The sequence below is a fragment of the Micromonospora sp. B9E7 genome (assembly GCF_039871815.1).
Taxonomy (GTDB): domain Bacteria; phylum Actinomycetota; class Actinomycetes; order Mycobacteriales; family Micromonosporaceae; genus Micromonospora.
Genome location: NZ_JBDPLX010000016.1, coordinates 131,287 through 155,928, shown reverse-complemented (window position 1 = coordinate 155,928; position 24,642 = coordinate 131,287). Strand labels below are relative to the sequence as shown.

24 protein-coding genes and 1 riboswitch are annotated in these 24,642 nt (G+C 68.0%); of the genes, 12 read left to right on the top strand and 12 right to left on the bottom strand.

Annotated elements, in window-relative coordinates:
• Nucleotides 1-823: 823 nt before the first annotated feature.
• Entirely contained in the window at nt 824-1,156 is a 333-nt protein-coding gene (locus ABGB10_RS23855) for a hypothetical protein (protein ID WP_347663183.1), read from the top strand.
• A gap of 196 nt (nt 1,157-1,352) precedes the next feature.
• Here the strand turns inward: ABGB10_RS23855 and ABGB10_RS23850 are convergent, their stop codons facing one another.
• A complete protein-coding gene (locus ABGB10_RS23850; protein WP_233578732.1) occupies nt 1,353-1,568 on the bottom strand; it encodes a GntR family transcriptional regulator in 216 nt (71 codons plus the stop codon).
• Between the two features lie 440 nt (nt 1,569-2,008).
• On the opposite strand from ABGB10_RS23850, the gene ABGB10_RS23845 reads away from it, so the two are divergent.
• Together ABGB10_RS23845 and ABGB10_RS23840 are read left to right on the top strand one after the other, a co-directional pair.
• Nucleotides 2,009-2,227, top strand: a complete 219-nt coding sequence (locus ABGB10_RS23845; RefSeq protein WP_347663182.1) for a flavin reductase — start codon at nt 2,009-2,011, stop codon at nt 2,225-2,227.
• Nucleotides 2,224-2,397 carry a hypothetical protein gene (locus tag ABGB10_RS23840; RefSeq protein WP_347663180.1) on the top strand — a complete coding sequence of 58 codons (174 nt, stop codon included), beginning with the start codon at nt 2,224-2,226 and terminating at the stop codon, nt 2,395-2,397. The genes ABGB10_RS23845 and ABGB10_RS23840 overlap by 4 nt, the downstream gene beginning before the upstream one ends.
• Nucleotides 2,398-2,646: 249 nt before the next feature.
• On the opposite strand, the gene ABGB10_RS23835 is transcribed toward ABGB10_RS23840, so the two are convergent.
• Nucleotides 2,647-3,285: a TetR family transcriptional regulator gene (locus tag ABGB10_RS23835; protein WP_347663179.1), complete on the bottom strand. Its 639-nt coding sequence runs from the start codon at nt 3,283-3,285 to the stop codon at nt 2,647-2,649.
• A gap of 83 nt (nt 3,286-3,368) precedes the next feature.
• On the opposite strand from ABGB10_RS23835, the gene ABGB10_RS23830 reads away from it, so the two are divergent.
• From ABGB10_RS23830 to ABGB10_RS23820, 3 genes are all read left to right on the top strand, one after another.
• Nucleotides 3,369-4,169: an SDR family NAD(P)-dependent oxidoreductase gene (locus ABGB10_RS23830; RefSeq protein WP_347663178.1), complete on the top strand. Its 801-nt coding sequence runs from the start codon at nt 3,369-3,371 to the stop codon at nt 4,167-4,169.
• A 237-nt stretch (nt 4,170-4,406) separates the two neighbouring features.
• Complete coding sequence (locus ABGB10_RS23825; RefSeq protein WP_347663177.1) at nt 4,407-4,790, top strand: nuclear transport factor 2 family protein; 384 nt, start codon at nt 4,407-4,409, stop codon at nt 4,788-4,790.
• A gap of 619 nt (nt 4,791-5,409) precedes the next feature.
• Nucleotides 5,410-6,060, top strand: coding sequence for a hypothetical protein (locus ABGB10_RS23820; protein WP_347663176.1), 651 nt, complete (start codon nt 5,410-5,412; stop codon nt 6,058-6,060).
• A gap of 97 nt (nt 6,061-6,157) precedes the next feature.
• Here the strand turns inward: ABGB10_RS23820 and ABGB10_RS23815 are convergent, their stop codons facing one another.
• Nucleotides 6,158-6,913, bottom strand: coding sequence for a hypothetical protein (locus ABGB10_RS23815; RefSeq protein ID WP_347663175.1), 756 nt, complete (start codon nt 6,911-6,913; stop codon nt 6,158-6,160).
• Between the two features lie 309 nt (nt 6,914-7,222).
• Between ABGB10_RS23815 and ABGB10_RS23810 the strand changes: the two genes are divergently transcribed.
• Complete coding sequence (locus ABGB10_RS23810) at nt 7,223-7,936, top strand: PIG-L family deacetylase (protein ID WP_347663174.1); 714 nt, start codon at nt 7,223-7,225, stop codon at nt 7,934-7,936.
• A gap of 144 nt (nt 7,937-8,080) precedes the next feature.
• Here ABGB10_RS23810 and ABGB10_RS23805 read toward each other — a convergent pair whose 3' ends face one another.
• Both ABGB10_RS23805 and ABGB10_RS23800 read right to left on the bottom strand, forming a co-directional pair.
• Entirely contained in the window at nt 8,081-9,022 is a 942-nt protein-coding gene (locus ABGB10_RS23805; RefSeq protein WP_347663173.1) for an AEC family transporter, read from the bottom strand.
• A 1,130-nt stretch (nt 9,023-10,152) separates the two neighbouring features.
• Complete coding sequence (locus tag ABGB10_RS23800; RefSeq protein ID WP_347663172.1) at nt 10,153-11,628, bottom strand: glycosyltransferase family 39 protein; 1,476 nt, start codon at nt 11,626-11,628, stop codon at nt 10,153-10,155.
• 600 nt (nt 11,629-12,228) lie between these two features.
• Between ABGB10_RS23800 and ABGB10_RS23795 the strand changes: the two genes are divergently transcribed.
• Nucleotides 12,229-14,496, top strand: coding sequence for a S1 family peptidase (locus ABGB10_RS23795; RefSeq protein ID WP_347663171.1), 2,268 nt, complete (start codon nt 12,229-12,231; stop codon nt 14,494-14,496).
• Between the two features lie 58 nt (nt 14,497-14,554).
• Complete coding sequence (locus ABGB10_RS23790) at nt 14,555-15,262, top strand: hypothetical protein (protein WP_347663170.1); 708 nt, start codon at nt 14,555-14,557, stop codon at nt 15,260-15,262.
• A gap of 126 nt (nt 15,263-15,388) precedes the next feature.
• On the opposite strand, the gene ABGB10_RS23785 is transcribed toward ABGB10_RS23790, so the two are convergent.
• Entirely contained in the window at nt 15,389-15,910 is a 522-nt protein-coding gene (locus ABGB10_RS23785; protein ID WP_347663169.1) for a hypothetical protein, read from the bottom strand.
• A 226-nt stretch (nt 15,911-16,136) separates the two neighbouring features.
• Between ABGB10_RS23785 and ABGB10_RS23780 the strand changes: the two genes are divergently transcribed.
• Nucleotides 16,137-17,324, top strand: a complete 1,188-nt coding sequence (locus tag ABGB10_RS23780; protein ID WP_347663168.1) for an amidohydrolase family protein — start codon at nt 16,137-16,139, stop codon at nt 17,322-17,324.
• An 86-nt stretch (nt 17,325-17,410) separates the two neighbouring features.
• Here ABGB10_RS23780 and bluB read toward each other — a convergent pair whose 3' ends face one another.
• The 5 genes from bluB to ABGB10_RS23755 form a co-directional block, all read right to left on the bottom strand.
• Nucleotides 17,411-18,040, bottom strand: coding sequence for a 5,6-dimethylbenzimidazole synthase (gene bluB, locus ABGB10_RS23775; protein WP_347663167.1), 630 nt, complete (start codon nt 18,038-18,040; stop codon nt 17,411-17,413).
• 29 nt (nt 18,041-18,069) lie between these two features.
• A riboswitch (cobalamin riboswitch) is annotated at nt 18,070-18,270 on the bottom strand.
• Nucleotides 18,271-18,363: 93 nt separating this feature from the next.
• Nucleotides 18,364-19,632, bottom strand: coding sequence for a PHB depolymerase family esterase (locus ABGB10_RS23770; RefSeq protein WP_347663166.1), 1,269 nt, complete (start codon nt 19,630-19,632; stop codon nt 18,364-18,366).
• A 262-nt stretch (nt 19,633-19,894) separates the two neighbouring features.
• On the bottom strand, nt 19,895-20,128 hold the full coding sequence (locus ABGB10_RS23765; RefSeq protein WP_347663165.1) for a holin: 234 nt from the start codon (nt 20,126-20,128) through the stop codon (nt 19,895-19,897).
• 124 nt (nt 20,129-20,252) lie between these two features.
• Nucleotides 20,253-21,092, bottom strand: a complete 840-nt coding sequence (locus ABGB10_RS23760) for an SAM-dependent methyltransferase (RefSeq protein WP_347663164.1) — start codon at nt 21,090-21,092, stop codon at nt 20,253-20,255.
• A 230-nt stretch (nt 21,093-21,322) separates the two neighbouring features.
• On the bottom strand, nt 21,323-22,015 hold the full coding sequence (locus ABGB10_RS23755) for a TetR/AcrR family transcriptional regulator C-terminal domain-containing protein (RefSeq protein WP_347663163.1): 693 nt from the start codon (nt 22,013-22,015) through the stop codon (nt 21,323-21,325).
• 53 nt (nt 22,016-22,068) lie between these two features.
• Here ABGB10_RS23755 and ABGB10_RS23750 point away from each other — a divergent pair, with 53 nt between their 5' ends.
• Nucleotides 22,069-23,187 (top strand): NAD(P)/FAD-dependent oxidoreductase, encoded by a 1,119-nt coding sequence (locus ABGB10_RS23750; protein WP_347663162.1) that lies wholly within the window; start codon nt 22,069-22,071, stop codon nt 23,185-23,187.
• A 43-nt stretch (nt 23,188-23,230) separates the two neighbouring features.
• Here the strand turns inward: ABGB10_RS23750 and ABGB10_RS23745 are convergent, their stop codons facing one another.
• Nucleotides 23,231-23,617, bottom strand: a complete 387-nt coding sequence (locus ABGB10_RS23745; protein WP_347663161.1) for a hypothetical protein — start codon at nt 23,615-23,617, stop codon at nt 23,231-23,233.
• Nucleotides 23,618-23,920: 303 nt separating this feature from the next.
• Between ABGB10_RS23745 and ABGB10_RS23740 the strand changes: the two genes are divergently transcribed.
• A complete protein-coding gene (locus ABGB10_RS23740; RefSeq protein ID WP_347663160.1) occupies nt 23,921-24,577 on the top strand; it encodes a hypothetical protein in 657 nt (218 codons plus the stop codon).
• Nucleotides 24,578-24,642 lie beyond the last annotated feature (65 nt).

Genomic DNA, 24,642 nt, shown 5'->3' with positions numbered 1-24,642 from the left:
TGACTAACTGAGTGACGACCACGACGGACGCCGGTGGACAAACATGCACGGCTGAGGATCGTCGCAGCAGCTTAGCCCGGGAACGGCGGCAGGTCAGAGAGCCGTGTTGGTTGCCTGGGGGTCAAGGAGTCCGCGGCTTTGGCGATACGTCGAGCGCAGTCATGTGGAAGGCCGCCGCTGGCTGGCTAGGTTGCCATCCCTCAGCCAGAGCCTTGCGGACGACCGCCGCAACCGTCGACGGAGTACAGGGACCGACTGGCCACCAATCCAGTTGCTCGGATGGTCCTGAGGCATGCTGACCAGCATCACGCTGCCCTTGCAGTCGGCTTGCTCGATGGCGAGTGTTAGTGGTCGCTCGCAGAGCGCTTGGGCGTAGGTTGGCTTCCCGCGCACTCGCCACTTGAAGACGATGCCATCGACCGTGATGAGCCGTGAGCCCTTCTTGGTCAACGCCATGTCGATCCCCTTGCGGTCGGCTGCCGGGTGCCGGCAGCTAACCACGCCGTGCCGGGCCGTGGGGCACACAGGGGGCACAAGACACCGTGAACGTCGTCAAGCAGCGAGCGGCCATGGCAGCCCGAGACAGCTTGTGAACAGGTGTCGGACAACATCGCCGCTGGTAGCGCGGCAGCGGCGCCCAGTCCGCTTCAACTCACCTGCGTCCAGCCGCCGCCGGGCGTTTGTGCCGTGCTGGGTTCGCCAGGTGGGGAGGGTTAGCTTCTAAGTCGTGAATAGGACGGGTTGGTTGCGGGCGTTGCTGGATAGGGGTACCAGGGATCGTCCCGAGAAGTCCGCAGACGCCGAGCCCTTCGCACCGGAGTGCATGTCGCTGCTTGAGTTGGCCCGGCTGCTCGCTGGTCGGGAGTACAGCGAGAGAGTTGCCAGTGCATATGTCGAGGTGGTGACCTTCGCATCGGCTGACGAAATCGTGGCGATGCTGGAGGTGACGCTGGAGGAGGACTGGATAGGTCTTCCGGTCTGGGCGCGAAACCTCGCGTTCCGGCTGGCCTGCCTTCAACGGCCGGAGGATGCCGAACTGTTGCGTGTGGCGGCCAGCGACCTACATGCTTTCGGTCCCGACTGGGATGCCAAAGCTGCGGAGCTTCACAGTCGGGCAGACCGATTGGAGGCCGGGCAGGAAGAGAGCCTTCCCTGACTTCTCTGCTCCTGGGTGGTCGTCCTGGTGCTGTCGGCAGCAACGGCGACAGCAACCGGCCCGGACGTGGACAGCCGGCAACGACCGGGCGCGGGCGGTCGCCCGAGGTTACAGACACAGACGGACGCCACCGGACGAGATGAACAGAGCTTGTAAGCGAGATGTCGCGGGCGTGGCGGCCGGCTCTGCGAGAGATCTACTCAGCGACGAAGACGCCAACGCCGGGTAGCGTTTCGGTCATCCCTTTGATCCGTAGGACCTGCATGGCACGGTCGATTACCGGCTCGGTGACCCCGTAGTGCTCGATCAGCTCTCGCCGGCTGGGCAGCTTGGAGCCGGGCTGGAACTCGCCTGACGCGATGCGTTCGGCGAGGTCGTCGGCAATCTGCTCGTAGCGGTAACGCGGTGGCACGTGGTTCTCCTCGGTTGGCAACACGAGTAGACCACCTACGTCAGCCCTTGACTACCCAACGGTACCTATGGGAGGTTGCCGAGGAGGTCGATTCCCTCGGTTGGCGCTGTGGGCCGTCCTCGCCGGCGTGGATGTTCGGCGCGTCCCCCGCGTTCGGGCATCCACGCCTCCAGATTGCTCTGGCACAAGGAGACGGCAGTGCTCCCTTCGGCAAGGACAGGGGCAGGCCCTGGCGCGAGCGGGCGAGGCGAGCCAGTGAAGCGAGTTTCGTACGACGAATACGTGCTGGCGGTGGCGCTGACTCTCGCTCGCCGTCATCGGCCAGTCTGGTCCTGGCGACACTGGCGGCGTATCTGCCGCTGCGGAGGCGAGTTGCCATGTCGAAGTCGCCATCGCATCCCGATCAACCGCGGCCACTGGCCGAGCCAGGATGGCCCGCAGTGACGACTCACCACCCGATCCTGCCGGCTTGGACGTGCGGCGGCTGTCCGGGGGAGTGGCCATGCCCGACCCGGTGCCAAGAGCTGCGAGCCGAGTACGACCGAGCCCCGGTGTCACTGGCCCTCTACTTGGCTGCCCAACTCGTCGACGCCGCCCAAGACCTGGCCCACGTTCCCGCCGGTCACCTGCATTACCGCTTCCTCGGCTGGACCCGATGAGCATCCTGCGACGCGGTGACGAGAAGTTCCACTACAGCGACGGCTCCCATAAGTGGATCGCCCCGGACCCGGACTACGACCAGGAGGTCTGGGACGAGCAGGTCCGCCAACACAAGCATGGACACCTGAGAAACGTGCATTCGCAGGTGCGGGTCCAACGCCTCGTTTGATGCCAGCAGTACAGCAGCGAAGTACAGCAACGGTCCCGGCCGAACCGAGCCGAGAAGCGCGCGAGCAGGCCGTCTGACCTCGCATCAAACCCGAGCCGACCGGCTTGCCGAGAGTTCACACCGAAGAGGTCGCTGGTTCGATACCAGCATCGCCCACTCTCAGTTTTTACAGGTCAGAGGCCGCTTCCCGGTTCGCAGAGAACCGGTATCGGTGGCGGTGGTCCAGCCAGCCGCCCTGCGTCGGTGCCGTCAACTGGGGCTGATCGCACCGGGTGCGGCTTCGCCGTCGCTGGTGGCCGGCGGTGCGTTGACGAGAACCTCCATCAGATCGTGCAGTTGTCGGGTAAGAGCGTCTTGATCCATGCCGGCGAGTGCCGGGGTCGCGATGACCTTTCGCATCAGCCACACTCCGGCGATCAGGGAGAGAAGCAGTTCCGCGCGTGGGGCGGCATCGGGCCCGGGCAGGATGTCGGTCAGGTGCCGCCCGACGTGATTTTCGATGCCCGTGCGGATGATCTCGGCGGCTCGTGGATTGGCTGCGGATCGCAACATCAGCAGGAACGGGTCGAGGTCGTCTGCGTCTGGTGAGGTCCGCTCAGCAAGCCTGGTGGCCGTCCGTTCGCTCAGCTCGCTCGGGTCGTTGCTGATGACGGTTCGCGGCGCGAACGCGCGGTCGACGGCCTCGGCGAACAGCTGTTCCTTGGAGCCAAAGTAGCGGTTGACCAGCATTGCGGTCACTCCGGCGGCCCCGGCGACCTCGCGTACGCCGGCACCGTCGTAGCCGAGGCGGGTGAATGCCTCTATCGCTGAGTTCAGGATCGCCTCGCGGGTGGCGCTGGCGTTGCGCCGTCGCGGGCCGACGCCGGATTCGTCTGTGTCTACCGTCACGTCTACGAGTGTAGACTACTCGGGGTTGGTCATGTCTACAGTCGTAGACATACCAGCCTGACGAGTGAGGAAGAGGAGAAGCGATGGACCTGCAACTGAACGGCAAGCGTGCCCTGGTGACGGGCTCGAGCTCCGGGCTCGGTGAGGCGATGGTGCGACTGCTCGCCGCCGAAGGCGCTCAGGTGATCGTGCACGGACGGAGTGAGAAGCGGGCCACGGCGGTGGCCGAAGCGGTCCGCGCAGTCGGCGGGAAAGCCGACATCGCCCTCGGTGACCTCACCACGGACGAGGGTGCGGACGCGGTAGCCACGGCGGCGCTGGCCGGAGGCCCGGTCGACATCCTGGTCAACAACGCCGGTGCCTACAAGCACCTCTCTTGGACCGACGCCACGGCGGACTCCTGGCGCGAGACCTACGAGGGAAACGTGATCTCCGGCGTACGGATGATCCAGCGACTTGTGCCTGCCATGCGCGAGCGTGGCTGGGGGCGTGTGATCACCATTGGTGGCGGCCTCGCGACCCAGCCGTTGTTCCAGCACCCGCAGTACAACGCCACCCTCGCCGCCCGACACAACCTGGCGGTCTCACTCGCGCGGGAACTGAGGGGTACCGGCGTGACGTCCAACATCGTCGCGCCCGGCGCGATCCTCGTCGAGGCGGTCAAGGACCTGCTGATCGAGATTGCTCCCGAGCGGGGCTGGGGCGAGACCTGGGAGCAGATTGAGCAGGACGCGACGAACGAGTTGGTGCCCAACGATGTCGGGCGACTCGGCCGGCCGGACGAGATCGCCACGGCGGTCGCGTTCCTCGCCAGCCCGCTGGCCGGATACATCAGTGGCGCCAACATCCGCGTCGACGGGGGCCACATCCGCAACGTCACCTGACCCCCCGGGCGCCCATTGCTGCCACGGACTGATGACCTGTGGCGGTGCTGGTGGGCGTACGAAACATCCATGCGGCAGTTGTTGACGCTGTGGGCCTGAGCGGTACCGGTCACGCCCACAGCCGCCCCCTCGGGTCGGTGAGCGGACGGTCTCATGTGCTGGTCGCACGGCATCCGATAGTGGACACATCCCCCTGCGCACCGATCTGGCAAGAGCAGACTCAAAAGGAAATAGACGATGAGCGACGATGTTCGAGTGATCGCCGACATGGCGTACGACGCCCTGATCCAAGGGTTCCAGACCGGTTCGTGGGAGAGCTTCTTCGACCTGTTTGACGATGAGGTGGACGTGATCCTCCCGGCCCCGCAGACCGGTCACTTCACCGGGGTCGAGGGGCGCAAGAAACTGGTCGGCTTCTTCAGCGTGTTCGCACCTGGTGCCAGCCGCTTCGACATGGTCGAGGTGATTTCCAGGACCGTAGCCGAGGATCGCGTCGTCTTCGAGGACTGGGCTCGGGGTGTCTTCTTCAACGAGCCGTACGCGGCCCGTCACTGCATCCACTTCATGGTTCGAAACGGCAAGGTCGTCGGCTTCCACGAATATAACCGACCGCTCGACTGAGCCCGGCTGGTCGAGGGGCTTTGATCAGGCAAATGCTGGGTTACCAAGGACTGGAAGCCCAGCGGGGTGTGTTCGGGAGCCCGCCCCTAATGAGCGGGCTCCCGTGCCGCGCACGTCGAGCGCCGGTACGACTCGGGCGTCCCGCTGAGGGTGGTCAGCCCGCCCGCAGCGTGCTCACCGCCGACAGGTCCGCGACGCGCGGCTCGTCGGGTACGACGAGCGACGCCAACGGCGGGACCGGCGCGGGCGTCCGCGCCGGCGTCCTCGCGCGGCACGGCGCCGGGGCGTGGCTCAGTCCCAGCGTGTCGCCGCCCCCCAGGCCGTGGCCGTGCCGACCGCCAACAGGACCGCCACGGCGACGAGCAGCGCCGAGCCTGTAGCTCCGTCGGCCTGGCACCGGTGGCGGCGGACCGTCCTGGAGGCTGCCTGCTCCACGCACGTCTACCGCTGACGCCCCATTTGTCAGGGCGCTCTCCGACCGATCGATCCTGCTAAGTGCCGGCGCGGCAGCTACGGACCGAGAACACGCAGTCGGCCCGGTCGTCGTACGAGGTTGAGTGGTGAGTGGTGGGTGGCGTGCGACCGCGGGACGATGTTCTCGATCAGTTAGGTTGCCGGCGTGGAGATCCAGGTGCTGGAAGGTGCGCTCGTTGAGGTGCCGACGGCCGACGCCAGAGGCGTGGACCGGCGGGCGTTCGGCGAGTTCGTGGGGCCGCATGGCGAGCTGGCCTCGTACGCGTTCGGCTGGACGACCGGCTCGGACCCGCACGTTGCCCGTCTGTCCGTAGGGATTGGTGCCGGTAATCCTGGGGGTGGCACCTTCCATGCCGTCGTCTTCGCGAACGACGGTTCTCACGCGTTCTCCCTCGTCGACGAGCCGTTCGAGCGGGTCCCGCAGGGCGGTCCGGACCTGACAGCGGAGCAGTCGCGTGCCCACGAGGACCTGCCGTTCGTCTGGTGGGTCACCGACCACGTCGTGCAGCACGACCGGCGAGCCTGGTGGATGCGGCACTGGCTGCTGGGCACCGTCTGTATCCAGACCCCTGAAGTGTTCGAACGCCGTGAGCCTGTTCTGTTCGTCAGTCACGACGCGGACGACGGAGTCTGGCAGTTGATCGGCGCCTCCGACGCGAGCGGCAGCAACGGCAAAGTCGGGCACCTGCACCATGCCGCTGACGAGGACCCCAGCCTGATCGATGTTCTTGACCTGCCACGCGGGCGCAGCGTGGTACGCGCGGGCGTGGGACACCCCTGGACCGGCCACGTCTAACCCGATCGAGGACTCTCTCACCGTCTCTCGGTCATAGCTGCTGGGAAGCGGTGTACCGGTCGCCGGGTCTGCCACTGTCGGTGCGCGATCGGCCGGGCTACAGGTTCCCGGACTCTGGCCAGTTGGACCAGTGCGTGTTGGGCGGCATGTCTGGTGCGTATCGCCCCACGTCTCCTGTCGTCAGCACGTCGGCGAGTTGGCGGAAGGTCATTGACTGACTGGGGAGTGTGTCCTGGAGAAGGTCTGGATGGTGCCACTGATCCAGCCGCATGATCTCTGGGATGTCGGCCGGGATGCGCTGTCGCAGCTCGACTTCGTCGGCCAGGAGCAACTCCCGGTGGCCCGGGACGAGCCGGCGAAACACGTCCACCAGTTCCTCGCCCCGATCAGCGGCTACCGCGATCCGCCGGCCTCGCACCACAATCGACGCTCCATCATAGACTTCGGGCTGGTCGACGTCCTCGATCTCGTCCCAGTTGTCGATCCGGCTGAGGAAGTCCTCGTTGCCGTAGCCGGGTTCGCCCTGGGTCAGACAGTTGCCGAAAATGTGAAGAACGTCGATGAGGTTGCCGGCCCTGGGCGAGTATCCCAACGCTTCCACGATGAGGGCCCACCGTTGCGCGTCGCGGTAGGCGTGAAGTCGGGCATCGACCGCGTAGTAGTAGCCGTGGCCCAGGTCAGGAAACATGAAGTCTGCGGCCGCGGTGTCGAGCTGGTCGAGAATCTCGGCGGAGCGCATGGTCATGCAGTGTATCCACGGGTTCTCCACCACGATCGGTGCGCGCGTCTGCCGCTGACAAGGCACGGCGATCGTGAGCTCGCCGTCGGCCCGGTGCCGGAGGCCGCCGCTCACCGCAGGGCCGTACAGCCTTACGTGCACGGCGGTGGTTCGATTGGTGGCGGCCGTCGAATTGCGCGGCGACGATGTGGCCGCCGAACTTCTTCGGCCGCAGGGCAGTGTGCTGAAGCGATCGCGCCTCAACTTGGACGCTGGTCATGGCGGGCGCGCGTTATGGTGACGGCCAGTTCGCTTCTGACGTAGGTGGGAACGGTGACTGGGGTTTCTCGTCGACACGTACTCGCTGGCGCCGCAGGCGTGGCCGTGACCGGTTTCGTAGGCTCCGCGGCCGGGGCCTCTGCGTTATCTCCTGCCCTGTTCGCCGTGGCCCATCCGGATGACGAGGTCCTGGGGATGGGCGTCGCTCTCGCCGAGCACCTGGCGGCCGGGCAGGACGTGCACCTGCTGTGGCTGTCGAGGGGGACGGCGTCCGGCGCTCGTGACCAGCTCAATGGCACCGCGTTGTCGGCCTGGTGGGGCGTCGCGCACGATCCCGCCGCGGAGGGCTATCAACCGCTGGGGGTGGATGAGTTCGGAGCGGCTCGGATCGCCGAGGGGACCGCCGCCGTACGGTGTCTGGCGGCTGGCACGGTGGGGACGCTTACCCTGCACGAGGCCGGGTTGCAGGACGGGGCGATCACGCAGGCCGACGCGGAGGCGGCGATCGTCGCTGTCGCCGACCGGATCGCGCCCGGTGGTCCGGTGCGGATCAAGACGCACTCGCACATCGTCGACAACCACCCGGACCATATCGCCGCCGGCCGCGCCGCCCGTGCGCTGCACGATGGCAATCCGAACCGGTTCGGCGACCTGCGGCAGTACATTCTGCCGCCGTACTGGTCGGACCCCCGGCTCAGCCAGGTCAGTGAGTCCTGGGACGTCCCGACCGACGCGGGCATCACCCAGCGGGTACGAAACGCCAGTCGCGCGTACGGCGCCTGGTCACCCGCGCTCGGCTCGTTCGCCATCGGCTGGCACAGCGTCCCCAGCTTCTTTTCCACACTCGACGCCAACCCGCGCTGCCTGCTGCACCTCTGACGCCTCATCGACGCTCTGCCGTTCGTCGCCGGAATCGAGGTCATCGGCGTCGAGGCGCCGCTTGACGTACCTGTGGAACTATTCGGATGGGATCGTCCGGGTGGCTTGGACGGCCCGGCGCAGCCGACCCGTCAGCTGACGGACCTACCCGAGCAGCGCCGCCGCCGTGGCCAGGGTGGCCAGCGACAGCGTCGTGGTCACCACCACCGCCCGGTTGGCCACCGCCTCGCCGACGCCGTACTCCTGGCTGTAGATGAACGTGTTCTGCGCTGTCGGCAGACCTGCGCACACCACCACGGCGAGCAGTTGCGGCGCGGACAGGTGCAAGGCAAGCCCGGCCGCGTACGCGATGACCGGCTGTGCGACGAGCTTCAGCGCGGTGATCACGGCCAGCTCGGCCAGCTCGGCCAGCTCGGCCGGCTCGGCCGGCTCGGCCCGCGACGGCGCCGTGTGGTGCAGCGACGCGCCGAGCGCGACCAGGGCGGCCGGGACCGCGGCGCCCGACAACAGGGTGAGCGACGCGCCGGCCGTCGACGGCAGATGCAGGCCGGCAGCAGAGAACGCGACACCGAGCAGCGACGCCAGGATCACAGGGTTGCGTACCGGCAGGGAGGCGATTCGGCGGATCCGTACCCGCCCCGCCGGGTCGCTGTGCCGGTCCAGGGCGACCAGGATCACGGGCGTCACCACCAACACCTGCAGCAGGACCACCTCCGCCAGGAACGACACGTTGCCGAGAACCTGCGTTGCGATCGGGATGCCGAGGTTCGCCGAGTTTACGTATCCGGCGGCCATGCCCCAGATCGGCCGTTCGCCGGGCTTGCGACCGAACAGCCAGCTCGCGCCGACCCAGCCGAACCCGACGACCGCAGCCGTGCTCACCCCGAAGGCGAGCAGTGGGCGGCCGGCGAACCCGGAGAGCGGCATTCGGGACAGGGCTAGGAACAGGGCGGACGGCATCGCAAGATGGAACACGAATCGGCCGAGCACCGACGCCACCGCCTCGCCCAGCAGGCCCCAACGACAGGCCGCGTAGCCGACCGCGGTAATGATCCAGATCGGTGCGAACGCCGACACCAAGCTCATGTGGGCGTCACCGGCGGCCGGCGTCGCGCCGGCTCAGGGACTGGCGGGCGTCCGGGGCGGACGAGTCGAGAAACCCGGCGACAAACTCCACCTGGGCGAGGATGTCATCGACCTGCGCAGGGTGAGCCCGGCGCCGTAATACTCCACCGCGCTGTCGCCGGGCTTCAGAAACACCGACGCGTCCAAGGTGCGTACCAAGCCGCCGGGCAGCCGGGGTCGTCCACGTGTACGTCGATCCGGAAGCCACGCGTCCAGCCTCGCATCCCGTCCGGACCGAGAAACATCCCGCTCAACCGTAACGTCACGGGGTCATCCCCGACGTGCACTGGACCGGCAGCTGCCAGCCGATTCGACAAGGTCGAGGTGATCTCCAAGACCGTCACCGAGGATCGCGTACGCCCGTTGGGATAGATCGGCCGTCTCGCGGCTTGTGTCCAGGGACAAAAATGAATGGCCCCGCGAGCCCGTGCCGCCCTACCTTGCAAGTGGACCTCTGTTCTCCGACCCACTCACGAGAGGACTTCACGCCGCGTGACGCCGCCTGCTCTTTAGACCTGACACCTTCTCCGTGCATCGGTCGCCGACCTCGCCGTCGGCTCTTTTCCCATGCCTTCCGTCAGGTCTTTTAGAGGGATCATGTCTACGCGTCCTCATATCGTTCCGTGCTGGACCCTTCCGCCCACACCCCTTCCCCTGCTCGCGTTCCGCTGCCTCGACTTCCATTCCGGCCTCGCCAGCACCGGCAAAATCCTGGACATCATGCTCCTGGTCACCTGCGACCGCACCAGCAGAATCACGGTTCAGGTTCGCGTCCCGGTCCGGTACCTGGATCCGATCCTTCTGGAGGGCTACTCCGGCGACTCCTCCCGCCGTGGGCCTGAACTGGGGCGAGAGACGAGGTGGCCTTGCCCCGGACTGCATCTTGCGGCGGTCCGCGCGCGTTCGCTCGTGGCCGGGTGGCAGCGAAGATCAGGGCCGGCCCGATACCGGCGACGAAGGTGAACGGCCGGGCGCATACATCCGATGCGGCTGCTGCTCCGCTCAGCCGATCAGCTCTCGGCGCCCTCAGCTCAACCTCCTGCTCCTGCTGTTTGCCACAAATCGGCGGCGTGGCACCTCGGTGCGGGCCGTCAGTTCTGGCTGCGTTCCATGAGGGTGATGCCGAGAAGTCGGTACTGCCAGCGTTGGATTGTCTTGTAGTCGTTGTTGATCCGTTCTCGCTTGCCGTTTGGCATGTCCTTCAGCGCGTCGGTTGAGTTGTCGGCGCGGATGACCCAGATGCGTGGCGGGGTGCCGAGGCAGGCGGCGTCTGGGCATTCCTGGGCCAGGAACCGTCCGTTGGTGCGCTGCGGTGCGATTCGCAGCACGTCCGGGGGGCGTGGGCTGGGCAGGTAGCGTTCGTAGATGTCGCGTGGTGACCACGGGATGCTGGGGTGGGTGTCGGAGAAGACGACGACATCGCCGGGCCGGTAGCGAGGGCCGATGACCTGTGCGATCTTGGCTGAGTCCTGGGTATGGCCGGGCGATTCCCGGATGGTGACATGCACGGGGAAGGCCAAGATGCCGGCGAGGCCGGTCACGATGATCGCCTGCGGCTTCCCGATCCGTATCAGAGCGGATGCGGCAAGGATGGCCAGGGCAGGCAGCACCACTAGGACGTATCGGGCGACCCAGACCGGCAGCTGTGTGCCGGCGAGCAGGAGTAGGGCGAGTGGGACGAACGCGGCTCCGGCTAGGCAGAGGTACGCGGCGCTGCGGCGCACGGCGACGAGTGCGAGGACGAGGACGATTCCGCCGACCGCTGGTGAGAGGAAGAGCCGCTCGGGAAAGACTTGCAGGGCATAGAGGTCGACCAGTTGGATCCAGGAGACTTGGGCGGTCTGCCCGGAGCCGAGCACCGACAGCGTCGCGGCCGGCAGGACGCCGACGACCGCCGCAGCCAGCCAGCGCCACGTGGTACGCCATCCGTCCGAGCGTTGAGTAACCTGCCAGGCGGCGACCGCGGCGGCATGGCCGGCGAGCATCAGCAGGCCGTTGAGCGGGTGCAGGAGTCCTGCGGTGGCGACGGCGGCGGCGTATCCCGCGAGCCGGCCGAGCGTGGGTCGCTCCAGCAGGCGGATCAGGCACAGCACGGCGAGCGCGGCCGCGCAGATGACGAAGGCGTAGGACCGTGCCTCTTGTGCGTACCACGATGTCACCGGCAGGATCGCGAAGATCAGCCCGGCAAGCAGGCCCACCGCGGACCCACCAACGCGTCGACCGAGGGCGGTGACGACCAGCGTCGCGATGGTGATCGCGACGACTGAAGGCAGCCGCAACGCCACGGTGCCGGTCCCCGCAACTGTGGTGTAGAGCTTCATCAGCGCGTAGTAGGGCAACAGTACGGCGTCCACCGACCCGCACAGCTGCCACAGCTGCGACCAGGAGATCCGCACTGCGCCCCAGGTGGCCAGCTCATCTGCCCACAACGACGCCCCCGTGAGCCGCCACAGGCCCAGGCCAGCAGCGAGCACGGTGGGCGCAATCCACAACAACACCCCTGTCGCATGGCGTCGTCGCTCGGCCTCGCCGTCTCGTGGCCTCGACGCATCGGGGGCCGCGGACACGGACGTCAGATCTTGCGGCGAGGCAATGGTGCCGGCACGGTGCAGCGGCCAACTCGCAGTGATGACGGACTCCAGGGAGGGGTGGGGTTGCGGAGCACACGGTAGCTCTGCCGGGATGACGTTCCCGGCGCATCTGGTGGGCCGGCGGGTGAACAGCAGGTGTTGAAGCTCTTTGTGACAGCGGGTAATGCGCCGGGATGGAAGGTGTCGCTTTGCGACAACGCATGCGTCCCGTGCGTGCCAATCTGCTATCCGAGATGCGAAAACATAGCCGAAGACGCATCCGATGTCCAGCAATTCTTCGTGCATGTCATGCCGATGGCACCGGGCACTCCGCTCGCCGAAGGAAGCGGTTTCAGGTGGCTGCTTTCTCGTGCCGATCGCCTCATCTTATTCCCAGCCGAATCCGGCGAAACCCTATCCGATCGCTAGCTCGCTCTATCCGCTGTATAGACGACTGTGGCCCCACGTTCATGATCCATACACCAAAAGACTCGCCAAGATCGTTAAATTCCCCGTCTACCGGCCTCAATGCCGCTCGGAAGCTCATTTTCAACGGGGGATGCAATGGGAAAACGCATACGTTTATGGGGCCTCAGTTTGATCGCCGCCACCGCCGTAGCCGGTCTGCTCGCCGCTAGTAGTGCCTCGGCGATCGCTGGCGCCGAAGAGGTGGCCGATGGAACCTATCCTTTTGTGGCCAAGGTTTCCTTCGGCGACGTTCGCGCGTGCACTGGTGCGTTGGTAGATGCCCGCTGGATCGTGACGGCCAAGTCCTGCCTCACAGATGGCACCACGCCGATTGCCGCCGGGGCGCCAGCGCGGCCTACCAGCGTCCTGTTGGGACGGACTGATCTCACGCGAGTGACCGGCCACCGTCTGATGGTGCAGTCTGTAGTGTCGCACCCGGAGCGCAACCTCGCGCTCGCCGAGTTGTCGGCGCCAGTGACCAACATTGCGCCTGTGTCGCTCGGCGGGAGCGCGCCGCAGGCAGGTGATGTGGTGCGGGTCGCCGGGTACGGCCGCACGGCAACCGAGTGGGTACCTAGCCGGCTGCATGCCGGCTCGTTCACCGTCGAGTCGGTGGCGCCCGCCTCCTTCCAACTCCGCGGCGCTTCCGCGGGAGCCACCCTGTGTAAGGGTGACGGCGGAGGCCCGGCCTTCCGCGAAACGCAGGGCCGCGTGGAGCTGATGGGAATCAACGACACGTCATGGCAGAAGGGCTGCCTCGGCGAGACGGAAACCCGCGACCTCGCTGTCGAGGCCCGCACGGACGACCTGGCCAACTGGATCCGCACGACCGTCGCCGAGCAGCCCAGCCGGCTGCGGGAGCCGGTCACCGGCGAATTCAACCGCGATGGCCTGCAAGACCTGGTCGGAGTCGACGGGGCAGGCAAGCTCTGGCTCTACCCGGGCACCTCCACCCCCAACGTGTGGGCCCACCGCGTACTGATCGGTACCGGCTGGGGCAGCTATCGGGAGTTCGTCGTCGGTCGTCTGAACCGGGATGCCTATGACGATCTCGCGTTGATCGACAGTGGCGGGGTGTTGTGGCTGTATCCCGGCACTGCCGCCGGCGGGGCGTTCGGTGCGCGGGTTCAGATTGGTGCCGGCTGGACGAGTGATCTTCGTGACCTGGCCGTAGGTAAGGTGAATCGGGATGCCTACGACGATCTGCTCACCGTCAAGAGCTCCACTCAGCAGCTTCTGATGTACGCGGGCAATGCCGCTGGTGGTTCGTTCAACGCTGGTGTGCAGGTCGGTGCGGCGTGGGGGTGCTGCAAGCAGCTCACCTTGGGTGAGTTCACCGGTGACAGCTACGACGATCTGCTCACGGTGCAGTCCTCGTCGGGCAAGCTGGTCCTCTACGCGGGCAACGCCGCTGGCACCACCTTCGACCCAAGCGTCGACACCGGCACCGGCACCACCTGGAACAGCACCTCCTACCTTGCCGCAGGGCAGCTCGACGGTACGGGCCCCGAAGACCTACTCGCAGTCGACAGCGCAACGGGCCAGACCTGGATCCACCCCCGGACCGATCACAGCACCTGGGCAAACCGAGTCCAGCCGGCCGGAAAGGTGTGGGCACCCCAGCCCTACGAACTGAACCAACTGGTCACTGGCGAATTCACCCGGGACACCTACACCGACATCATTGGCGTCGACGCGGCCGGAGTCCCGTGGCTGCACCCTGGAACCTCCAGCGACACGTTCGGCCCGCCCATCCAGGTCGGTACCGGCTGGGGCAGCTATCGGGAGTTCGTCGTCGGTCGTCTGAACCGGGATGCCTATGACGATCTCGCGTTGATCGACAGTGGCGGGGTGTTGTGGCTGTATCCCGGCACTGCCGCCGGCGGGGCGTTCGGTGCGCGGGTTCAGATTGGTGCCGGCTGGACGAGTGATCTTCGTGACCTGGCCGTAGGTAAGGTGAATCGGGATGCCTACGACGATCTGCTCACCGTCAAGAGCTCCACTCAGCAGCTTCTGATGTACGCGGGCAATGCCGCTGGTGGTTCGTTCAACGCTGGTGTGCAGGTCGGTGCGGCGTGGGGGTGCTGCAAGCAGCTCACCTTGGGTGAGTTCACCGGTGACAGCTACGACGATCTGCTCACGGTGCAGTCCTCGTCGGGCAAGCTGGTCCTCTACGCGGGCAACGCCGCTGGCACCACCTTCGACCCAAGCGTCGACACCGGCACTGGAACAGACTGGGCCAACCGGACCGAACTCACCGCCCTCAGTTTCGGCCAACACCCCGGGGATGGCCTGATCAGCAGGGATTCGGCAGGAGCATTCGTGCTCCACGAGTCCCGGACCTCCGGGGGCGTCGACTGGCCGGACCCGACCAGGTTCGGGCCTCGCGACTATTAGTAGAAACCGGTGTCACGCCGGCAAGGATGTGCGCTGAGGATCCCCAGCTCGTATAGAGGTGGGGACCCTCAGCGCGGTTCCAAAGGAGCTAAGCCATGCGGTCGTCGCTGATGCTGTCATCCCCAGCGACAACGGACTCTTCCTGGTCCGGGACGTCGATGCCGACAACTTCGAAGCTCGGTTGGCGGCCTTTCAGGCATTCCCCATTCCCGGCACCCGCCGCAGTACCTCATCCGGCTCTGGCCCGAAGCGGCATGATCACGTGGTGATTTTGTGGCCTACGTGGGGCGATTGGTTGGGGACCCTGCCGCCGGATGTCCGCGATGCTGCTGTGTCGCTCGCGGAGAGGTTCAAGGAGCTTGGAGCCCAAGACCCGGAGGAGTGGGCCAGGTCGGAGCTCAGCGAGAACATTCCGCAGCTGGCTCGGTTCATGGTTCTGCGCGCCCTGTGGCGGCAGGCGATATCTCCGTGGATGGATACCAGTGCTCTGTGCGACGTGGCCGCCGCGCAGCGGTTGATTGAGGCAGGCGCGGATCCCCACGATGTGCTGCTGGTCGCGCGAGCCGGAGCGTACGAGGCGGTCGCCGCCGCAGTGCACATCCTCGACGAGGGCGGGGACCCGGAGGCGCGAGAGAGCGACCCCGGCTGGCACCTGGTCGAGACGGACGCGGAGTGCAACCCGACGGGCCGCGAGATCGGAGGGCTTCATGAGTCTCTGCTGGCGACGGACCCGGCCGGCAAAGAGGGTGCCGATCTGTGGGAGTAACACGTCCCGGCGTCCGGGATCGGCGCTGCCGTTAGGTTCAAACTGCGGCGGCAGCACGACCTTCATGGACGGTCTTGACAGGTCAACACCGATGGAACTGCAGCCGACGGTGCGTCACGTGGACGACTAAGCCGCTGTGGCTCGGGCACCGGCGGTGTGCTGGTGCGTTGCGGTGTGCCGGATGACCTGGATACCGGCGGTCGTGGTGGTCACGAGTGCCACGGACGCGGCCACCAGCAGCACGGTGGTTACGGCCAGGACGGTGCGCATGTACTCGCCCCCGTTCGCGCTGGCGGACAGGTACTGCACGGCTGCGATCAGGTTGAGGGGTACGGCGACGATCGCGCTCATCCGCCACCGCGCCGCTGGCGCTGTGGGTGCGACAGGTGGTCGGGTGCTCCGGGCCCGGATGGCCCAGTTGGCGACGCTGGCCCAGGCGGTAAGCAGCGTGAGAAGCAGCAGACAGAACGTCGCCGCGGACAGGTCACGAAGCGGCACGATGGTGTCGAGCATGTCCACCGTGCCGGACCCGTCGTGGGTCACTACGCCGATCCGGTGCTCGTACGCTGCGAGGGCGACGATGGTGTGGAAGACGTCAACGACCGTGACGGCGACCAGGGCGGTCACGGCGGTTCGGGCACCGGGCATCTACCGACGGTAGCTGAAGGGGAAACATCGCTTGAGCGCTGATTCCCCGTTCGCGCAGGGCATCCCGCCGGCTGACCCGCCAGAGGGAGGGGGGATCACCCTGGCGAGGGAGGCCGTACACCCGGTGGCCCTGCGATGGTCAGGTCATGACCGATGGTCGCCGGAGACCGAGGACGCCGCGGCGTCGGTGCTGACTGTGGCCGCGCAGGCCAGGGCTGGGGTGACGATGACCAAGCATGCTGTCCGGGCGGAACGGATGTTCGACGGCGAGCGGCTCGTGGATGGCGGGGTGCTGGTCCTGCTCGACGAAGGGCGCATCGCTGATGTGCGCCGGGGTCGGGCCGAGGCGCCGGAGGGTTGGCCGGTGCGCGAGGAGCCGGGCGGCACGCTGCTGCCCGGTCTGGTCGACGCGCACGTGCACCTGTGCGCCGATGCCGGGCCCGACGCGCTCGGCCGGCTCGCCGAGCGCGCCGAGACGGACCTCGACGCGGTCGTCGAGGCGTCACTGCGCGCGCATCTGGCGGCCGGGGTCACGACGGTACGGGACCTGGGCGACCGACGCGGCGCGGTGCTCCGATGGCGGGTTCGGGGGGTGCGTGACTACCTGCCGACGGTGCTGGGGTCGGGTGCGCCGGTCACCAGCATCGGTGGGCACTGCTGGTCGTTGGGGGGCGAGGCGAGCGGTGTCGACGGCGTGCGGGAGGCCGTACGGCTGCGGGTGGCGGCCGGGGCCGACCTGGTGAAGATCATGGCCAGCGGCGGGGTGTTCACCCCCGGCACGGACACCACCGCGCCGCAGTTCACCGACGATGAGCTGACCGCCGCCCTGAACGAGGCGCGCGACCTGGGCCTGCCGGTGACCGCGCACGCGCACGCGCTGAGCGCGGTCGAGCAGGCGCTGCGCGTCGGTGTGGACGGCATCGAGCACTGCACGTGCGTGACCGCGACCGGGGCCCGCGTCCCCGACGAACTCGCGGACCGCCTGGCCGCGTCCGGAATGGCGGTCTGCGCCACGCTCGGCACCGATCCGGCGGTGGTCACGCCACCAGAGGTGGTGGCGATGGCGGCGCGGGCCGGGCTCAGCGAGGCCGCGCTGGGTGAGGGCGCTGCCACCCTGCACCGTGCAGGGGTACGTCTGGTGGCCGGTTCGGACGCGGGCCTCGGCCCTGCGAAGCCGCACGGGATCCTGCCGGAGACACTCGTCGAGTACGTGGCCTACGGCATTCCCGCCACCGCCGCCCTCACTGCGGCCACCTCGATCGGCGCCGAGGTGTGTGGCCTGGGACGACGCAAGGGCCGCGTCCGCCTCGGGTACGAGGCCGACCTGCTGATCGTCGACGGCGATCCGACGAGCGACATCAGGGTGCTGCGCCGCCCGCTCGCCGTGTACCGCGCCGGTGACCTGGTGAGCTGATCGTGTTGGTCTCGGGCGGCACGGTGACACGTGGGTGGACTGGCGCGGCCCTGCCCCGCCAGTCACCCGGTCACTCGGTCACTCGGTCACGCGGTCGTCCAACGATCGTGGTGGATCACCGACGACACCGGGCGTCGCTGGCGCCAGCCGTGCCGCTCCAGGTCCGGCGTCTGCTCCAGATGGGTGACCGGGCCGAGGCAGAGCCACGCCACTGGGCGGACGGTGGCCGGGATGCCGAGCAGGTCGCGCAGGAACGGCTCCCGGTAGAACGAGACCCAACCGACTCCGAGCTGCTCGGTGGTCGCGGCCAGCCACAGGTTCTGGATCGCCAGACAGACCGAGTAGAGGCCGGCGTCGGCGATCGCGTGACGACCGAGCACGGCCGGTCCACCCCGCTCCGGGTCGTAGGTGACCACGACCGACAAGGTGGACTCGCGTACGCCATCGATCTTGATTTGGGCGAAGCGTTCCGCCGCGTCACGGTCGAGTGTGGCCGCGAAGGTGTCCCGTTCCCGCTCCACGTGTCGGTGGAACTGCCGTCGCAGATCGGGGTCGCGGACCAGGATGAAGTCCCAGGGCTGGGTGAGACCGACGCTCGGCGCGGCGTGTGCCGCCGTGAGGATCCGGTGCAACGTCTCGTCGGGGATCGGCGCCCCGGTGAACTGGGCGCGTACGTCCCGGCGGCGGTGGATGGTCTCGTAGAGTCCGGTGTTCACGGCAGGCTCCCGCTGCGCTCGTGCCCCTGGCAGGGCCGATGATGCGAGGCCGGTCTTCGGACTCCCGGATCTACGCTGGTCACCCGCCTTCCCAGCCGATCAGGGCCAGTGGCTGCGTCTGGTACGCGTGGGTGGCAGCTCCCCGGTCACCGCGGCGGGCCCGTGCCGGATTCACACCGGCTTCCCGATTCTCCCCACTCGCGCGGGGCACCTCGCAAGGTTTGTGCCACCGCGCACGATAGCCGAGAGGTCGCTGGTTCGATACCAGCGATTCTTCGGCCGGTGCCGATGGTGCGGCCCGATCCTTCGACCCGGACGGCGGATCACCGACGGCGGCGGGCCATCCACTGCCAGATGTGGGTGCCGTTGCGGCTCGGGTCGTTGCGGGCCACGTAGATCCAGGACCAGTGACCGGGGAACTGGTAGCCGTCCCGGACGACGTGGTCGTACAGGGTGATCAGTGATCCCGGGATGAGGTCGTGGGCGTGGATCGTGTTGGTCTCGGGTGGCACCGTGTCGTCGTCGCGCGAGGTGACCAGCCAGGTCGGGGTGCGGATCGCCGCCAGTTCCGCGTCGGTGATCAGCGGCGGGCCGTCCCCGCCGAGCGGCTCGACGACGCCGCAGATCGGCACCGACGCGGCGAACAGGTCGGGATAGGCAACCGTCATCTCCAGGGACATGTAGCCGCCGTTGCTGCAACCGGCCACGTAGATCCGGTCGGGATCGACACGCTTGCGGCGTACGAGGTCCTGGACGATCTCGCGGATCAGCGGGGCGAACCGGGGACCGTCCTCCATCCAGTACGAGGTGCTCTGCGGAGCGACGACGTACGCGCCGGAGAAGATCCGTTGAGCCTCCGGGGTGGCGAAGCCGAGCGCGCCGCGGTTGGCGCGCAGCGTGGTCTCGTTGTCGTAGTAGTCGTCGGGCAGTGAGGCACCCTCGCCGCCGCCGTGCAGCCACAGGATCAGCGGCAGCCGACCGTGGCGGGGCGACCGCTCCGGTGAGTACAACCGGTACTTCAGGCCCGAGCCCGAGACGTGATGGCTGAAGGCGTCCACCTCGGGGTTCGACAGCCGCCCCTGCACGAAGCGCGTGATGGTGACCGGCGAGCCGTGGCGCCGGACGAGCGGGGTGTTCTGCCTGATGGTGTAGTCGAGGTCCAGCCGGACGTTGCGGCCCCTGCTCACGATGTAGCCGAGGGTGCCACCGCCGGGTTGACCTTCGGCGTGGCTCAGCTCCAGCACGATGTTTCCGTGTCGGTCGAGCCTTGCCGCGGTCACCGTGCGGTCCAGGTCGTACTCGCTGAAGATCAGATCGCCGGGTGCGATCGGGATCGGGCTGGTGGCCTTGGCATGCACGCTGAACGTGCCGGGGGTCAGCTCGGCGGGGTCGATCGGCCCGAGCCGGCCGGTGTCGAGGGTGACCGAGGTGACCTGCTCACCACCGTCGAGCGTCTTCGCGTCGAGGGTGAAGCTCACGCTGGTGGGGTGGTGGTGGCCGCCGGCGTGGGCGGCGGGGCCGGGCAGCGCCAGGCCGATGGCGGCACCGGCGCCTCCGGCCAGGACGGTGCGGCGAGTGACAGACGTGGACATGCGGGCCCCCGTACCTTGCGATGTAGACGCTCATCGATGAAACCTCAACCTAATGCCGTGGAGATCCGCTGGCAACCTGGGCCTTCGCCGGGTTTGCGGCACGCTGCTGGATGTGGTGGAGGAGCGGTTCGGCGCGGGGGTCGACCTGTCGCGCATCGGTGCGGGCCTCTGCTGAACGTCGACCTGTGGTCCGCGTTCGAGCGCTGAAACGCCCCCGCCGGCCGAAGCCAGCGGGGACGTGACCGTTCGCAGCCACGCGAGGTTACTGCTCGGCACCGACAAGGCTGGGCGAGTCGCCCTCGCCCGACACCCTCGCACTCACCAGCGAGGTGAGCACCGACAGCACCGCCGCACCGGATGCGATGCCACCGGCCGCGGCCCAGTCCGCGTGCCAGGCGTTGAACACGACGTCCGCGCCCCAGTAGAGCAGCAGACCCTGCGCGGCGCTCTTCACCGCCCGTTCGGCGGTGGCCTTCCAGAACTTCGTGGTGAACATCGTGGTACCTCCAGAGGTAGGTTCATTGGCTGGCCCATATGCCAAGAATGCCTGCTCAGGAGGGTTTGGTGCTTGTCGTCTTTCCGGGGCGCCGGCCGACGGTCGTCACCGGCGGGCGGAGCGCCTACGGTTTGCGGGCGAGGAGCCCGACGAAGGTGTGATAGGTGTCGGTTTGCGTCGGAGCGGGTGCGTCCGGCTCTGGACGCCACTCGGCCAGCGGCACCAGCCCCGGCTCCAGCACTGTCAGCCCGTCGGCGAACGAGAGGATTTCCTCGTCCGTACGCCAGCGGCCGGTGCCCAACGACTCGTTGAAGACCCGCTCGACCTCGCGGGCCTTGCGGGAGCCCTCCGGGTCCCGCTCACCCGGGTCGCGGAAGTGTGAGATCGCGACGTAGCTGCCGGAGGGCAGCGCGTCGATCAAGGCCGCCGCCACCGCTCGCGGGTCTTCCTCGTCACCGAGGTGGTGCAGGATCGCGAAGAGCAGCAACCCGATCGGCCGGTCGAAGTCGAGGAACCGTCGTACGTCCGGATGGTTGAGGATCTCCTGTGGTGCCCGGATGTCTGCCTGGATCACCGTTGCGGTGCCCTCCGCGGCGAGCAGAGCCCGCCCGTGCGTCAGGACGATCGGGTCATTGTCCACATAGACCACCTGAGCCTTCGGGTTCCGCTCGGTGGCGACCTCGTGCACGTTGCCCTGGGTGGGAAGCCCTGATCCGATGTCGAGGAACTGGTCGATGCCCGCCTCGCTGACCAGGAAGCGAACCACTCGACGCAGGAAGGCCCGATTGGCCTGGCCGGCTGCCGGACCGTCCGGTGTGATCCGCAGCGCGTGCTCGGCGACCTTCCGGTCGACCTCGAAGTTGTCCTTGCCGCCCAGGAAGAAGTCATAGACCCGTGCCACGCTGGGAATGCGAGGGTCGATGCCGGGGGGGACCGCTTTGTCGCGGGTCACAGGCGTCTCCATTCGATCGGATCGGCGCCGGCTGAGGTCTGTCGGCGGCGGTGCCGGCGCTGCGGCGAGTGTAGCGATCGGGAGGGCTGAATTTCCGCCCTGACTGGTACCGCTCCCAGCGAACCGTCCCCTCACCAGCGCACTTTTCGCGCGGAACGCTCAGCAGGCGTTCCACCACACATCGACCCGGCGGCCCGCCTGCCCACGTGGCCCCGGCCTCCCGATGGGTACGGGGCTGAGCGTCACGCTCGCGGTGGGGTGAGTCTGGTCGCTACGGCGTCGAGCACCCAGTCCAGGCCGGTGGCGAAGGACGTCTCGGAATCCACGTCCGTGCCGTCGTGCACCATCTTGGTCAACGCCGGGAAGCGGCCCGTGGCGAGCATTCTCGTCACATGCGGGCCGGAGGCGCGTTGCCAGTCGTGCGTGGACAGGCCCGTGGCGCGCTCGGCCCGCAGGTTCGAGATTTCGCGCCTGATCGCGCCGGTGAAGTAGGCGCTGACAGTCTCCACGGCGCGCATGACGGTATCGATGTCGGCGAGGCCGTCGAGGGCGGCCAGCGTTGCCTCGGCCACGGCGAGCCCGTTCGGGCCCAGCGTCGGGCGGCCGCCGAGCAGGTCGGCCAGCCAGTGGTGCCGGAGCGCGGTCTGCCTGGTGCGGTTGGCGAGGATGCGCAGCGCCTCCCGCCAGTCACCGGGTTGCTCCGTGGGGAGAATCTCGGCGTAGATCTCGTCCACCATGAGGTCCAACAGTTCGCTCTTGGTGGAGATGTATCCGTACAGCCGCATGGGGCCGGCGTTCAGCCGGGCGGCGACCTTGCGCAACGACACCGCGTCGAGGCCACCCTCGTCGGCCAGCGCGATGGCGGCGGCGACGATCCGCTCCCGGTCGAGCGGTACGAGTCGATTCGGCGGCTCCGGCCGGTCCCACACAGTCATGATCACACCCGTTCTGTTGCCAGGCATCGTAGGGGGCGATACGGTGTATCGCCATGAGACACCGTATCGCCGTCGTCGGTGGCGGCCCTGGCGGCCTCACCTTCGCCCGTGTCCTGCACCGCCACGGCTACCCCGTCGCCGTCCTCGAACGCGATCCCGCCCCGGACGCCCGCCCTTTGGGCGGCACGCTGGACCTGCACGAAGGGCTGGGCCAATTCGCGTTGGACAAGGCGGGGCTGCGGGCGGAGTTCCAGGCGCTGTCTCGCCCCGAGGGGCAGGCCATGCGCATCCTGGACACGGACGGCACCGTCCTACGCGACTGGCGGCCACGTCCGGACGACCGGGCCAATCCCGAGATCGACCGCGGACAACTCCGCGACCTGCTGCTCGGCCCTCTGGACGTCCAGTGGGGGCGGGGTGTGACCCAGGTGGTGCCAGGAACCCGGGGCGGCGTACTGGTGCAATTCGCCGACGGGCGAGAGGAGACGTTCGACCTCGTGGTCGGAGCGGATGGCGCCTGGTCCCGGGTCCGCCCGGCGGTCTCACCGGCGACGCCGCACTACACCGGCGTCACCTTCGTCGAGACCTCCCTCGACGACGTCGACACCCGCCACCCCGACCTCGCCCGGCTGATCGGCGACGGTTCCGTGGGTGTGTACGGCGTGAACCGCGCCCTCGTCGCCCAGCGCAACAGTGGCGGGCACGTCAAGGTGTACGCCCAGTTCCGCGCGCCGCTGGACTGGCACGCGAACCTGGACCTGGCCGACGTCGAGGCCGTGCGATCGAACCTGCTGGTTCTGTTCGACGGCTGGGCCGATCCCGCGCTCGACCTCGTCCGCCACGGGTCGGCGTTCGTCCACCGGCCCCTCTACGTCCTGCCCGTGTCCCACACCTGGGCCCACACCTCCGGGGTGACGCTACTGGGGGACGCCGCCCACCTGATGCCCCCGTTGGGGGCGGGCGCGAACCTCGCGATGCGCGAAGGCGCCGAACTCGCCGAGTCCATCGCCACCGGGTCAGAAGACCTGGACGAGGTCGTCCGCGCCTTCGAGGAACAAATGTGGGAGCGGGCCGGTAGGTGGGCGGCGATCACGACGGCCGGCCTGGAACGCCTCGTGAGCCCGGACCCGGCCGAAGCGCTCGCCCTCTTCGACCAGGTCCAGCCATCCTGACCGTCGCCCGGGCGGTCCGCCGGCGCAGGGCGGTGGTGCAGGATCAGCAGGTTCGCGGCTGCCACGTCACCTTCGTCACGAACATGGGCACGTAGAAGTTGCCCCCGCCGGGGCGAACACACTCAGTGCCGGTGTGGATCGTCCCGAGGTAGTTGTAGGACCACGTGATCTCGGCGTTCCGGGACGTGTGGTTGTAGAAGTTGAAGGCCGGAACGCTGCCGGACCACTCGCCGCTGGTCACCAGGGACGGCGTCGCGGTCGGACCCTCCGCCGGGTGGTCCCAGTTGGGCCAGACGCAGAACGTGCCCTGCGGGCAGTTCCCGGCAGGCCAGACTCCGTCTGCTGCTTGGGCAGGTGCCGCCGAGACGGCGGGGGCGGTGGCGAGCACGCCTGCGACGGCTGCGGCGAGGGCGATGGATCTCAACGGCACGGTCTACCTACCTCCATAGATAACAATGGATGGATGTAGAAGCTACCGTGTGGAAAGTTGAGTCGTCAAGCAATTGGGGTGAGCCCGTAGGCGGGGCCGTGACTCGGTGTCCAGCGCTGGTCGCGGGAGCGGCGACGGTCTGTGGTTCGGTCAGGCGCGGCAGGTGTTGCCGCAGAACGGTCGCTTGGCTCACCTGCCGCAGCCTCTCCTGGACGCCGCAGGACACTATGGCGACATGGGTAGATGGCAGCGCCCGTACTCTCTGGACGCCGCGACCGGCTTCACGATGGTGGGCCTGGTCGGGTGGCTGGCTTCGCCACGTTCCTGTCGATCATGTACGTACGCGAGCGGCCGTTCCCCCTGCTCGTCGCGATCCTGTTCGGGGCGTGGCTGGCCGTCTGCTTCGCCGTCGGCGTACGGCAGGCGATGCTTGGGGTCTACGTCAGCGCGTCCGGTGTCCGGTCCAGGACCCTGCTGCGGACGACCACGGTGCCCTGGGCGTCGGTGGCGTCCATACACAGCGGTATCGCCACGATCGCGGGTCTGGACATGGGCCGCTCCGCGATCATCATCGAGCGGACGGACGGGGTGTTGGTCCAGACCGCGCTCCAGCGGGGTGACCTGCTGCGGCCGTTCACGTTCCGGCCCGAGTTGGGGCGGCTGGCTACCTGGCCGGAGCACTACGACGAGATCCTGACGACACTGTGGGCTCACCAGCGCGACGCGCAACCCCGGCGCACCGCGCAGACCGGTGGGCCGGCGCGGCCGCTCACCGGCGGTGTCGGCACGACGAGCCTGTCCGCCGGAGTGGGTCGACCCCGGACCGCCCGTGGTGGCCCGATGGATGATCAGCGGCGGGACCTCCACGCGCTGGCCCGGCAACATCAGCGTGGCGCGCTCACCGACGCCGAGTACGCCGCGGCGCTGGCGAAGATCCGGGGCGCGGGCGGTGCGCAGTAGGGCGGAGAAAGGAAGACCGTGGGGGCGCTACCCGGCGCTCGAAGTGCCGGAGCTGTTGATCGCGG